We start from the raw sequence: 12,804 nt of genomic DNA on the forward strand, positions 1-12,804 counted from the left end.
GCAACCAGGCGTCATCCTCGGGTGCGGGCGTCCACGATGGAAGCTCGACGACGGGAGAGGACCATGGACGAGCCGATCGATGCGACCCGGGCCTTCGCCCCCCGACTCACCCGCGAGTCCATCGTGGCCTCGGCACTCGAGCTCATCGACCGCGAGGGGCTCAACGGCCTGTCGATGCGTCACCTCGGGAAGGAGTTGGGCGTCGAGGCGATGTCGCTGTATCGCTATGTGAACGGCCGTGAGGACCTCCTCGAGGGCGTCGTCGATCTGCTGATGAGCGGCCTCACCGACGCGCTCACCGACGCGACCGGCGACCAGTGGCAGCGGTTCCTGCAGGTCACCGCGCACGAGGTGAGGCGCATCGCGGTGGAGCACCCCAAGGCATTCCCCCTGATCGCCACCCGGCATCCGGCGGCCCCGTGGCTCCGCCCCCCGCTTCGCAGCATCGAGGTCGTCGAGATCTTCCTGGCGACCCTCATCGGTTTCGGGTTCACCGACGATCAGGCCGTCGGTGCGTATCGCTCGTTCAGCAGCTTCCTCCTGGGAAACCTGCTGCTCGAGTCCGCGGTGCGCGGCGCCGAGACCTCGCCGGCCGACCAGCCTCTCGATGAAGGCGGGGCCGACATCCCGCAGGGCGACGGGTCGATGAGCCTGGCCGGTTCGCCGCACGTTCAGCGGTTGCGGGGGATGCTGAGCGAGAACCACGCCGAGGACGAGTTCGAGGAGTCCCTCGAGGCGCTGCTCGACCGCCTCGATCGCCAACTCTCGCAGTGAGCTGAGCCTTTCCGTGCCCCTCGGGGAACGGCAGAGGCGACCGGCTCAGTGCATGATCATGCCGCCGGTGACGTTGATCGCCTGCCCGGTCAGGTATCCGCCGGCGGGCGAGGCGAGGAAGTAGGTCACTCCGGCCACGTCCTCCGGCATCCCGAGTCGTCCGAGCGGCGACTTGGCGCTCCACGCGATCACATCGGCCTCGGACCGCGTATCGGCGCCCATGTCGGTGAGGACGTAGCCGGGACAGACGGCGTTGACGGTGACGCCGTGGCATCCCCATTCCTGCGCTCCGGCGCGGGTCAGCGCGACGACCGCGGCCTTCGACGCCGCGTAATGCCCCTCGCCGCCACCGCCCTGCTTCGCGGCCATGCTGGCGATGTTGACGATCGCGCCGCCGTGCGCCTGCAGCATGACCGGCGCCACCGCCTGCATCGTCACGAGGGTCGCGCGGGCGTTGACGTCGAGCACGAGGTCCCAGTCGTCGATGCTGATGTCGAGGAGCGGCACGTGCTGGAAGACACCCGCGCAGTTCACCAGCACGTCGACACCGTCGAGGGCGTCCACCGCCTCCCCGACGGCGCGACGGGTGTCGAGCGGGTCGCGCAGGTCGACGGCGATGAACGTGGATGCCGATGCCTCGGCGGGCGGGCGGCGATCCAGCACCGCGACCCGGGCGCCGTCGGCGACGAACCGGGCGACGATGGCGGCGCCGATGCCGCCCGAGCCTCCCGTGACGATGACACGCTGCGGCATGGCATCCCTTCTGCGGGCGTCGGGTGCGCCCTCGGCGTCACCGTACGCCGCACGCGGCACGGGCCGGAGACGCCCGTGTTTCCGCGGCGTGAAGTGTGTGCGCCTCGCCGACCCCCGCGGTCGGCCGTCCCCGTAGCGCGGCAGGAATCGGCGATCCGCGCCGGCCTCGGCACACGCGACGGGGCTGCGCCGCGCGTCAGCGCGCGAGCAGCGCCCACACCTCGTCGGCGTCGACCTCGAGACGCGCATCGGTGCCCCGCGTGCGCCACGCGTCGCGGTCGAAGACGAACGCCCGCACGACCTCGAAGGCGTACAGGCGCTTCGTCGCCACCGCGAGCACCGCGGCCGGATCGTCGTCGCCCGCGTCGCGCGGCAGCCGTGCGGCCAGCACGTCGCGGATCGCCGCCGCCTCGGCATCCACCTCCCGCGCGCGCAGCGACAGCTGCACCCCGTCGGCATCGGCGACCGCGGCCGAAGAGTCGTACACGACACCGGATGCCACCCCCGACGCCGCGATCGCGCGCGCGTGGCGCGACGAGAGGTCGGACTCGACGTACAGCCCGCGGGGGAGGAGGCGGTACTGCGCGGCCGCGGTCCACGGCCCCTCGGCGTCGGCCGTGCCGATCACGGCGAAGTGCTGAGAGGCGAGGATCGCGGCGGCACGGCTCTCGGGGCTGGTCATGGGCTCATGCTCGCCGGTACGGGCGGCGCGCGTGTTTCCACCCCGTAACGCTTCGCGGCCCGCCCCGGCGGCGAGCCGTTACGCTCGCCTCGACCCCTGCCCCGACGACGACCCGTCTCCGTCCGGCACCCGCGGGTCGCGCGCACCCCGACCGACCTCAGGAGCACCGTGACCGACAGCGTCCACCCCGCGATCACCGACCCCGCCGTGCGTGCGCACCTCGCTCGTCTCGCCGCGCAGGCGGGCACGATCCCCTCCGGAGCCACGGATGCCGACGGCGACGACGCCGCGCGCGTCGCGGTGCTGCGCGCGAACCCGTCGTGGATCCGCAGCCCCGACGACGAGAGGATCGAGTCGATCGACATGGATGCCGACGGCCTCGCCCTGCGCCTGTACCGCCCCCGCGCCGGACACCGCGGAACGCTCGTGTTCGCCCACGGCGGCGGGTGGGTCGCGGGCGATCTCGACAACAACGACGCCCTCTGCCGCGCTCTCGCCGACACCACCGGCACCCAGGTGATGAGCGTCGACTACCGGCTCGCGCCCGAGCACCCCTTCCCCGCCGGTCTCGACGACCTCGAGCGCGCGCTGCGTTTCGCCGCCGATGGCGCCGACGGGCTCGTCGACCCCGCCCTCCTCGGTGTCGCCGGGCACAGCGCGGGCGGCAACCTCGCCGCGGCCCTCGCGCTGCGCTCACGCGAGGGCCGGGCGCCCGGCATCCGGTGTCAGGTGCTGCTGTGCCCGGTGCTCGACGCCCCCGACCCCGAGCGCCCCAGCTATCGCGCCCACACCGAGAACCTCCCGCTGACCGCCCGCGGGATGCAGTGGTACTGGGGGTTGTACGTCCCGGACGCCGCGGGCGCCGCCCCGGTCGAAGCCGCGCCGCGGCGGGCGACCGACCTCGCCGGATCCGCTCCGGCGGTGATCGTCGCGGCATCCGTCGACCCGCTCTCCGACGAAGCCGAGGAGTACGCCGACCGTCTCACGGCATCCGGTGTCCCGACGACCTTCGTGCGCCGCGAGGGCGTGCCGCACCTCTTCCTGGTGTTCCCCTCGACGCCCGCGCGCGATGAGGTGCTGGCGCAGATCGCGCCGGCCGTGCGTGCGGCCTTCGGCTGACCCTCGTCCCACTTGTGGTGGGTGGGGCGGCTCGTAGCCGGCTTTTTTCGGGACGCGCTCCGCCAGAGGTGGGACGAGGTCGCCCGGCTGCCTGGCCTGCCTACCCTCGTCCCACTTGTGGTGGGTGGGGCGGCTCGTATCCGGCGTTTTTCGGGACGCATACCGCCAGAGGTGGGACGAGGCACCCCGCAAACAGCCCGCCACCCACCCGGAACACCGCGGAAACACGCCATTGTTACCGTCATCAACATGTCGCTCCTCGTCACGAACGCACGTCTGATCACGGTCCCCGCGGGCACCGACGACCCCGGTTACATCGAGCGCGGATACCTGCTCGTCGAGGACGGCCGCATCGCCGCGATCGGCGCCGGAGACCCCGCCCCGGGCACGACGGCCGACGAGATCCTCGACGTCGACGGCAAGTTCGTCGCGCCGGGCTTCGTCTCCTCCCACAGCCACCTCTTCACGAGCGGATCGCGCGGACTCGGCGTCGACCAGACGCTCTACGGCTGGTGCACGTCCATGTTCAGCGTGCTCAACAACGCCTCGCCCGACCAGATCTACTGGGCGACCCTGCACGGCTCACTCGACTTCCTCGCCAACGGTGTGACCACGGCCTACAACTTCACCGACCCGCTCCTCCCCTGGGAGCCGATGGTCGAGGGCAAGCGCGCCGACGGCGGAGGGCAGCTCCGCGACCACGCGTGGCACACCCGCCAGGCGGATGGATGCCATGACGCGGGGCTCCGCTTCGTCGACTCCATCGCCCTCGATGCCACCGTCGGCACCGATGACGAGATCTTCGCGCGCTTCGAGGCCTCGCTCGATCACGTGCTCGCGATGGACCCCGACCTCGCCCTCGGCGCGTCGATCATGGGTCAGGTGCAGTGGTCGACGCGGCCCGACGCCGCCGAGATCGAGGTTGCCGTCATGGACCGCTTCGGCGTCACCAATCAGGCGCACTTCCTCGAGACGTACGAGGCGATCGAGCACCAGCAGACGAAGTTCCAGCTGTACAAGAACGCCGGAGCGCTGCGTCCCGGCATGATGTTCGGCCACTTCATCCAGACGACCCCCGAGATCATCGCGGATGCTGCTGCCGGCGGCGCCAGCATGTCATGGCAGCCCGCGTCGAACGGGCGTCTCGCGTCGGGTATCGCCCACGTGCCCGAGATGCTCGAGCAGGGGATGAAGGTCGGCATGGGCCTCGACGATCAGGCCTGCACCGACGTCGCCGACCCGTGGCAGAACATGCGCATGGGCATGTTCATGCAGCGAGCCCGCACCCACGACCCGCTGTCGATGATGCCCGAGCGGGTGCTGCGCCTGCACACCCTCGGGGGCGCGGAGATCATGGGCGTCGACGACCGCGTGGGCAGCCTCGAGGTCGGCAAGTTCGCCGACTTCGTCGTGGTCGACCCGCGCACGCCCGACATCGGCCCGCTGTGGAACCCCGTCCGCAGCTACGTGCTCGCCTGCGGTCTGCGCAACCTGCAGCAGGTCTACGTGGGCGGGAAGCTCGTCAACGACCGCGGCGTCTCGACCAACCCGCTCGCGGTCGAGGCCTCGCGCGTGCTGCACGAGCAGCTGCCCGCCCTGGCGGAGGAGTTCGGCGTCATCCTCTAGCCCCGCAGCGCGCACGAGCACGCTGAGTGTCCACAACACCCGGAGGCGATGCCGCCCTCGTCCGGGTTGCCTGGACACTCGACGTGCGAACCCGCGCCCCGGCCCCACCCACGCCCGGCACCGCCGGGCGTGCCCTCGCGCTCGCGGAGCGGCCGTGCCAGCGTGGGGGCATGCAGAGGATCATCGCGGGGCTCGACGTCCACACGTCCCACACCGACGTCGCCGGACGCGACGTGCTGCTGTGGCATCACGGGTCACCGCAGACGGGGGCGATCCTCCCCCCGGTGCAGCGTGCGGCCGACACCCGCGGTCTCGCGGTCGTCTCGATCGCCCGTCCCGCCTACGCCGGATCCCCGCGGAGGCCCGGGCGCACGGTCGCCGACGTCGCCGCGGGCATCCGGCCGGTGCTCGATGAGCTGGGTGCGGCATCCGTCGTCTCGGTCGGCGCGTCGGGTGGCGGACCGCACGCCCTCGCCTCCGCCGCGGCGATGCCGGACCTGGTCCGCGCGGTGATCACGTTCGCCTCGCCGGCGCCGTTCACCGGTCGCGACGACTGGTTCACCGCAATGCAGGCGCCCGGCGGTCTGCGCGCCGCGGCGCAGGGCGAGGCGGCACGCCGCCGCTTCGCCGAGACCGACCGATTCGATCCGGCGCAGTTCGTGGATGCCGACTTCGCCGCGCTCGAGGAGGAGTGGGCGTCGCTGGGAGCCGACGCCGGCGCGGCGGAGCAGCTCGGACCCGATGGGCTCATCGACGACGACCTCGCCTTCACCCGACCCTGGGGTTTCGAGCTCGCGGAGGTCACGGCATCCGTTCTCCTCGTCCAGGGCGGCCTCGACCGCGTGATCCCTCCCGCGCACGCGCGGATGCTGGCGGGCGCCCTCCCGCACGCGACGCTCGACCTGCGTCCCGATGACGGTCACGTCTCGGTCCTCCGTCACCTCAGCGCGGCACTGGCCCGTTGAGTGTCCCGTACACGCCGCTCGCGAGCGTCCGAAGCGGTGTGTCGTGGACACTCGACGGGAGGGAGCCGCAGCGACCAGGGCGTCCGGTCAGGCCGTCGCACCCCGCCGCATCCGCAGCAACGCCTCACCCGCCGCGGCGACCATCGCCGCGAGCGCCAGCGACACCGCGATCGTGATGAGGGCCGCGGCAGGTCCCGTGGAATCCAGGGCCGCTCCCGCGATCACGCCACCGATCGGGACGCCCAGCGACATCGCCGCCGTCGGATATGCCAGGGTCTCCGTGACACGGCCCTCGGGGGCGCGGGCGGATGCCACGAGGATGCCGGAGACCATCACCGGCGACACCGCCAGGCCCAGCAGCAGGATCACGCCGAACAGCACCGGCACCGACCCCTGCGCGAACGGAAGGGCGACGGCGACGAGCGCGGCCAGCGCGGCGAAGCCGATGTAGCGGGCGGCGGGGGAGAGCCTCCACGTCCGCGCGCCCGTGATCACCGAGCCGATCGCGATCGCCAGAGCCAGCGCGCTGAAGGCCGGACCCGCCAGCCACGGTCGTCCGCCCACCTCGGCCCAGCCGACGAGGCTCACGTCGAACGCACCGAACACCCCGCCGAGTGCGACGCAGGCGAGGGCGATGGGCACGACTCCGGCGGGCGGCAGCACCGGGCCCCGGCGGGGTCCGCGCGGTGTCGCCTCCGGCTGCGTGCCCCGCTGCGCGGCGAGCCACACGCCGCCGACGACGCCGAGACCCAGCGACCCGAGCATGGCCACGGCCGGGTCGAGGGCCGCCGCGCCCGCGGTGATCGCGGGCGGACCCGCGATGAACACCATTTGGTCGGCGATGGTCTCCAACGCCAGGGCCGCTGTCCGGTGCGCGGGAGGCGCCAGCACCGTCCACCGCGCGCGCACGGCCGAGGTGAGGTCGGGGGTGGCGGCCCCCGTCACCAGCGCCGCGACGAGCCACGTCCAGAACGGCGCCCCCGTCAGCACGAGGGCGAGCAGGGCGGATGCCGCGAGCACCAGGCATCCGAGCGAGACCAGGATGACGCGCGCCTGGCCGTGCCGATCCATGCGCGACGACCACAGGGGAGCCGCGACGGCCATGCCGATCACGAGCGGTGCCACCACGAGTCCGGCCGAGGCGAAGCTGCCGGTCGCGGCCGAGACGAGGAGGATGATCCCGAGCGAGAGCGTCGCGCGGGGGAAGCGGGCGAGGATGCCGGCGGCGACGAAGCTGCGCGCGCCGGGCAGCCGCAGCACCTGTCCGTATGCGCGGACGCCCTGACCTGTCTCGGCGGCGACGCTCATGCGCGTACCGTCGGGGTCACGGCATCCCGTGCGGCTCCCGCGGTCGCACACCCCGGGTGGAACCTGCATCCTCCGATGCGGTCGCCGCGATGGTGCCGACCTCGTCGAAGATGCGCGCGCCCCGACGAGCTCACGCGGTGTAGTCGAATCGGCTGATCTCCTCGAGCGCCTCGACGACGAACGACACGCTCTGCTCGAACAGCTCGGCGCCGTGCTCCGCGTTGGCGCCGGTCGGGTCGCCCAGCACACCGGTGGGTCCGAAGTCGTTCGACAGCCATCCGAAGGTCACGGGCTTGGAGTTGAAGCCGATGTGGCGGAAATCACCGATGTGCGCGGGCACCGTGGCCGCGAACGTCGAGGGGTCCACGAGCTCGGGACGCAGGTGCATGATCATGCTCGTCTCGCCGTGTCCGGCGTGGATGCCGGTGCCGTGCTCGTCCGGACCACCGTCGGTGCCGTCGAACGAGGGCACGCGGGCGGCGGGCATGAAGAACGTGCGCAGCCCGAAGCGGCGGCGCAGCTCGCGGTTCGCCACGTTCAGGAGCGCGACGTTGCCGCCGTGTCCGTTGAGGAAGACCAGGGTGCGCGCCCGGGTGGTCAGGATCGACCGGCCGATGTCGACGACGGTCTGCAGCATGGTCTCGGGCGTCAGCCACAGCGTGCCCGGCGCCCACGAGTGCTCGTCGGACTTCGTGATCGACAACGTGGGCAGCTGCCAGACGTCGAGACCCTGGGCGGCGGCGCGCGCGACGGCGGCCGTGGCGGAGGCCTCGGCGACGATGGCGTCCGTCGCCAGGGGGAGGTGCGCACCGTGGTGCTCGATCGCGCCCGTGGGGAGCACGAGGATCGAGTCCTCGGTCAGGGCCTCGGCTGCGGCGGGACCGCTGAGCTCGGCGAGAAGACGGGTCATGAGATGATCGCTCCCTTGCGCGCGCCGGTGTAGTCGGGGTTGAGCTTGCCGGGGTTCAGCAGGCGGTTCGGGTCGGTCAGGGCGGCGGTCTCGGCGGTCTGCTCGACGTTGAAGTCGACGTTCCACTGGTGCGGGTTGTGCACGCCCACCCCGATCGCGTTGAGCTCGGCGATGCCGCGGTACACGTCCTCTTCGCTGACGTAGGGCGCGGCGAGCATGCCGATCGGGAACGCCTTGGTCGACTCGATGTGCAGCTTCCCGCCGGCGAAGACGCCCTCGACGGCGTCGATGTCGTCGGCGAGGGGTGCGCCCGCGACCTCGAGGTGGAACACCTCGTGCGATTGGCTCTTCTGGTACCACTCGATGGGGTGGTTGTAGCTCAGCATCGACAGGCGAATGCTCGCCTGCGGACCCTCGCGTACAGCCTCGACGCGGCCTCCCGCGCCCTCGATGATCGCGGTGACGGTGTCGATCTGGCCGGCGTCCAGGATGACGCGCAGGCTCGACCGGCCCTCCGGGATGGCGTCGTCGGCGGGGAGGGATGCCGAGATGTCCGGGCCGTCGCCCGACACCAGGCGCGGTGAGGGCTCGAGGTTGCCGATGGTCTGCACCACCGAGAGGGTGCCGGCGAAGTCGGGGAAGCTCGCCCACAGGCCCCGCCATTCGCGGAGCGGTTCGAGCCGCACGGTCGCGCGCACGATGACGCCCGCGGTGCCGTAGTTGTGCACGTACTTCTGGGCCTCGTCGCCCTCGACGTGGTGGATCTCGGCGCTGCCGTCGGCGTGCACGACGTCGAGGGCGGCGACGAAGCCGCGGTCGTTCGAGCCGTGCTCGATCGAGCCGGTGCCACCGGAACCGCCGGAGAGGAAGCCGCCGATCGTCGACTGCGCGGTCGAGGGGTACATCCACAGCGCCTGGCCTGCGGCCCACGCGGCCTGTTCGAGCAGCACCATCGGCGTGCCGGCTTCGGCGGTGATGAAGCCGTCGCCGACCTCGACGATGGCCTTGGCGCGGGTGGTGTCGATCACGAGACCGCCCTGCATCGGGATTCCCTGGCCGTAGTTGCCGGTGCCCTTGCCGCGCACGGTGATCGGAACCCCGTGACGGGATGCCGCGGCCACGGCAGTGGCGATCTGCTCGGCGTTCGCGGCGAAGACGACGAGGTCGGCGAGGCCGAGGGGGAGCTGGGCGGCGATGATCGGCGACATCGGCGAACCGTCGACGCTGGCGCGCTCGCGCACGCGCGGTTCGGCGCTGACGGCGGCGGGGCCGAGCAGGTCGAGGAGTTCGTCTTCGAGGGAGAGGACGCGGGTGGCGGTGTCGCTCATGGGGTGTGTCTCCGGGTGGAACGGGTGGGGATGGATGCCGCGGGGGCGGCGGGCGGCGGTGCACAACGCAGGAGTTCTCTCACTGCTCCGCGTCATTCCGGGTGCCGATCTGGTGCCGGGCGTCGGATCTCCTGCGTTGTGTCCGTGTCGGGACGATGACCGGGGGTGATTCGGCCGCACGGCGGCGAACTGCTTTCTGCGGCGAGGATGCGCCGGGGGCCGGCACGGCCCGGCCCGGACGGCCCGGCCCGCACGAGGCGGGCCGGGCCGGGGACACGCGTGCGGGTTCCGGCGGGTCGACCGGCCGGGTCGGCGTGAGCGGACCCGGCCGATCGGGTCAGAACGAGATCGAGGTGTCGACGAATTCGTTCGTGTACAGGTCGGCCGGGGTGTAGCCGGCCGCGGGCGGGGTGCCGAGGTCGGTGTACACCTTGCCCGCCTTGTCGAAGAAGTCCGCGAAGCGGTCGTCGTCGAAGTCGCCGTAGGTGGAGTTCGTGCCGTTGCCGACGAGGCCGAGGTCGACCTGCGTCTTGACCGAGTAGTCGGCGACGCCCTGCGTATAGGTCCAACCGGTGGCGTACTGGTCGACCAGGTCGAGGATGAGGGCGTTGGCCGCCGACGGGTCCTCGTAGTAGGCGACGCCGGCCTTCTGCAGCACGGGCACGAGCTTGGTCAGGCAGGGCGACAGCTCCTCGAAGTCGGCGGCCTTGACCGACACCGACGACTGGTACGTCTGCCATCCCGCGTCGTGGATCAGCGCGAAGTCGACGGGCTTACCCCAGGCCGAGACCTCGTTCTGGTACACGTACGGCTCGGCCGAGGCGAAGCCCTGCTGCATGTCCTTGCCGCCGGCGGCGACGAAGTTCGACGGGGTGCCGTCGTACGAGCCGTCGAGGATCGACGCGTCGGCGAGGCCGGCGCTCTTGAGGTACTCGATGTAGGCCGAACCGTCGAAGTAGCGCCAGACGCCGCCGTTCGCCGAAAGGGCCGCCTTGACGTCATCCACCGTCTTGACGTCGGGGTAGGTCTCGGGGTCCCACATGACCATCGTCGGGCTGATGTCGAGCGGGGCGAAGACGGCCTTCGTGGGGGTCGTGTCCGAGAGCTGGATCGCCTCGTCGGTGCTGATGTAGCCGAGGGTGATCGCGTCGTCCTGGTACATCTGCGCCGAGACGGTCTGGAAGCCGATGGCGGGACCGCCGGCGCGGATCTCGAGGTTGACGCCGGTGAACTCGCCGTCCGACATCAGGGGGCCGGTGACCGCCTTGGTGTTGGCGTCGATCGTGTAGTCGTCCTTGATCATCTCGTAGAGGTGACCGTGCTCGGCTTCGGGGTTCCAGTCGGTCTGGATGACGACGGTGGCGGGGCAGTCGGCCGACAGGTCGACCGAGCCGATCTCCATGTCGGATGTCGTGGGGGCGGTCTCCGCGGCGCTGCCGGCGCAGGAGGTGAGGGTGAGGGCGATCGCGACGGCGCCGGTGACGGCGGTGCCGCGGACGAGGGTGGAGCGCTGCATGCTGGTTCGCTTTCTGTGACGGGGGTGGAGCTCTCGGGTGCGGGTGTTCTCGGGTACGCCGGATGCCGCCGCGGTGCGTGCGCGGCATCCGGAGGGGGTGGCCCGGATGCCGCCGCGGTGCGGTGCCGCGGCATCGGGAGTGCGTCGGTGGTGCGGGTCAGAGGGTGCTGTCGTACCAGCGGCCGACGGCCACCTTCGACATCCAGCCGAAGAGGGCGAAGATCGCCACTCCCAGCAGGCAGGCCGCGAGGATGGCGGCGAACAGCTCGGCGCTCTGCAGGCGGGACTGGTAGTTGGCGATGAGCGAGCCGATGCCGGGCTCACCGCGGCGGAAGAAGTAGTCGCCGACGATCGCGCCGATGACCGACAGCCCCGCCGAGGTGCGCATGCCCACGAAGATCGAGGGGAGGGCTGCGGGGAGGGTGAGCTTGGTGAGCACGGTCCACTTGTTGGCCTTCTGCAGGCGGAACAGCTCGCGCTGCGACTTGTCGACCGACTGCAGGCCGAACAGCGTGTTCGACACCATGGGGAAGAGGGCGATGAGCACGCAGACGATGACGCGGGCGAGGAACTCGTAGCCGAACCAGAATCCGACCAGCGGCACGAGCGCGAGGATCGGGATGCACTGGAGCATCACGGCGTAGGCGTACGTCGAGCGTTCGACCCAGCGGGCGAGGGACATCGCGATCGCCCAACCGATGCCGAGCACCATCGCCACGAACAGGCCCGTGAGGGCCACGCCGGTCGTGCGGAAGAGTGCGATCCAGATGTCGGCGCCCACCTGCGGGTCGAAGAACCCGAGGGTGAACATCTCGTGCGGCATGGGCATGAGGAAGCCCTTGCCCGACGCGGCGAGGGCGATCGAGACGGCGTACCACGCGCCGAGCAGCACGACGAGCACGGCGAGCGGGGGACCGATGACGGCGGCTCGCGCGCCGAAGCCGCGGCTGCGTGCGGCCGTACGCGGGCGCGGCGGCTCGACGGGGGGCGTGGATGACGTGGGCGCGGACGACTCCACGGCGACCGGCTCTGCTGACGTGGTGCTCATGAGTGTCCTTCCCGAAGGGCGTGGGAGACCTCGCCGACGAGCTTCGCGTACTCGGCCGTGTAACGGATCTCGGGGTCGCGGGGCATGTCAAAGGGGATCTCGAAGGTGTCGACGAGGTGACCGGGGCGCCCCGACATCACGACGACCTTGGTGGAGAGGTAGATGGCCTCGGAGACCGAGTGGGTGATGAAGAGCCCGCCGAACTTCTGCGCGACGAAGATCTTGATGAGTTCGTCGTTCAGGCGTTCGCGGGTGATCTCGTCGAGGGCGCCGAACGGCTCGTCGAAGAGGAACAGCTCGGGGTCGAGGGTGAGGGAGCGCGCGAGCGAGGCGCGCATCTTCATGCCGCCCGACATCTGCTTGGGCAGGTGCTTCTCGAAGCCCTTGAGTCCGACGAGGTCGATGGCCCACTGGGCCTTCGGCGTGCGGACGCGCTTGGGCTGCCAGTTGAGCTCGGCGAGCAGTTCGACGTTCGACTGCACGTCGCGCCAGGGCAGGAGCGTGGCGTCCTGGAAGACGTAGCCGATCCGGTCGGTGTTGACGGTGGCGACGCCCTCGCTCGCGGTCTCGAGGCCCGACGCGATGCGCAGCAGGGTCGATTTTCCGCAGCCGGAGGGGCCGACGACGCTGACGAATTCGCCGCGGTTCACGGTGAGGTCGACGCCGGAGAGGGCGGTGGTGCCGTTGGGGAACGTCAGGGCGACGCCCCGGAAGTCCAGGATCGGCGCGGTGGGATCCGCGACGGGTACCGGGGCGGGAGAGGCCAAGGTCACGG

General features: G+C 71.4%; 12 protein-coding genes. 4 read left to right on the forward strand and 8 right to left on the reverse strand.

Going from position 1 to position 12,804, the window contains the following annotated elements; all coding sequences use genetic code 11:
• Positions 1-63: 63 nt before the first annotated feature.
• Positions 64-774: a TetR/AcrR family transcriptional regulator C-terminal domain-containing protein gene (locus QRO03_RS15355; protein ID WP_285138362.1), complete on the forward strand. Its 711-nt coding sequence runs from the start codon at positions 64-66 to the stop codon at positions 772-774.
• Between the two features lie 45 nt (positions 775-819).
• Here QRO03_RS15355 and QRO03_RS15360 read toward each other — a convergent pair whose 3' ends face one another.
• Both QRO03_RS15360 and QRO03_RS15365 read right to left on the reverse strand, forming a co-directional pair.
• Positions 820-1,527 carry an SDR family NAD(P)-dependent oxidoreductase gene (locus QRO03_RS15360; protein WP_285138363.1) on the reverse strand — a complete coding sequence of 236 codons (708 nt, stop codon included), beginning with the start codon at positions 1,525-1,527 and terminating at the stop codon, positions 820-822.
• Positions 1,528-1,723: 196 nt separating this feature from the next.
• Positions 1,724-2,209 (reverse strand): pyridoxamine 5'-phosphate oxidase family protein, encoded by a 486-nt coding sequence (locus tag QRO03_RS15365; protein WP_285138364.1) that lies wholly within the window; start codon positions 2,207-2,209, stop codon positions 1,724-1,726.
• Between the two features lie 168 nt (positions 2,210-2,377).
• Here QRO03_RS15365 and QRO03_RS15370 point away from each other — a divergent pair, with 168 nt between their 5' ends.
• From QRO03_RS15370 to QRO03_RS15380, 3 genes are all read left to right on the forward strand, one after another.
• Entirely contained in the window at positions 2,378-3,328 is a 951-nt protein-coding gene (locus tag QRO03_RS15370) for an alpha/beta hydrolase (protein ID WP_285138365.1), read from the forward strand.
• Between the two features lie 249 nt (positions 3,329-3,577).
• Positions 3,578-4,954, forward strand: a complete 1,377-nt coding sequence (locus tag QRO03_RS15375) for an amidohydrolase family protein (protein WP_285138366.1) — start codon at positions 3,578-3,580, stop codon at positions 4,952-4,954.
• Positions 4,955-5,124: 170 nt separating this feature from the next.
• Positions 5,125-5,919, forward strand: a complete 795-nt coding sequence (locus QRO03_RS15380; RefSeq protein WP_285138367.1) for an alpha/beta fold hydrolase — start codon at positions 5,125-5,127, stop codon at positions 5,917-5,919.
• A gap of 87 nt (positions 5,920-6,006) precedes the next feature.
• Here the strand turns inward: QRO03_RS15380 and QRO03_RS15385 are convergent, their stop codons facing one another.
• The 6 genes from QRO03_RS15385 to QRO03_RS15410 all read right to left on the reverse strand — a co-directional run bounded on the left by QRO03_RS15385 (position 6,007) and on the right by QRO03_RS15410 (position 12,802).
• Entirely contained in the window at positions 6,007-7,227 is a 1,221-nt protein-coding gene (locus QRO03_RS15385) for an MFS transporter (protein WP_285138368.1), read from the reverse strand.
• A 130-nt stretch (positions 7,228-7,357) separates the two neighbouring features.
• The gene (locus QRO03_RS15390; RefSeq protein WP_285138369.1) at positions 7,358-8,137 is read right to left on the reverse strand and encodes a creatininase family protein; all 780 of its coding nucleotides are present in this window, start codon (positions 8,135-8,137) and stop codon (positions 7,358-7,360) included.
• Entirely contained in the window at positions 8,134-9,465 is a 1,332-nt protein-coding gene (locus tag QRO03_RS15395; RefSeq protein WP_285138370.1) for an FAD-binding oxidoreductase, read from the reverse strand. Before QRO03_RS15395 ends, QRO03_RS15390 begins: the two co-directional genes overlap by 4 nt.
• A gap of 337 nt (positions 9,466-9,802) precedes the next feature.
• Entirely contained in the window at positions 9,803-10,981 is a 1,179-nt protein-coding gene (locus QRO03_RS15400; RefSeq protein WP_285138371.1) for an ABC transporter substrate-binding protein, read from the reverse strand.
• Between the two features lie 157 nt (positions 10,982-11,138).
• Positions 11,139-12,029 (reverse strand): ABC transporter permease, encoded by an 891-nt coding sequence (locus QRO03_RS15405; RefSeq protein WP_285138372.1) that lies wholly within the window; start codon positions 12,027-12,029, stop codon positions 11,139-11,141.
• Positions 12,026-12,802 carry an ABC transporter ATP-binding protein gene (locus QRO03_RS15410; RefSeq protein WP_285138373.1) on the reverse strand — a complete coding sequence of 259 codons (777 nt, stop codon included), beginning with the start codon at positions 12,800-12,802 and terminating at the stop codon, positions 12,026-12,028. The genes QRO03_RS15405 and QRO03_RS15410 overlap by 4 nt, the downstream gene beginning before the upstream one ends.
• Between the last annotated feature and the right edge of the window lie 2 nt (positions 12,803-12,804).

The sequence above is a fragment of the Microbacterium sp. lyk4-40-TSB-66 genome (assembly GCF_030209475.1).
Taxonomy (GTDB): Bacteria; Actinomycetota; Actinomycetes; order Actinomycetales; family Microbacteriaceae; genus Microbacterium.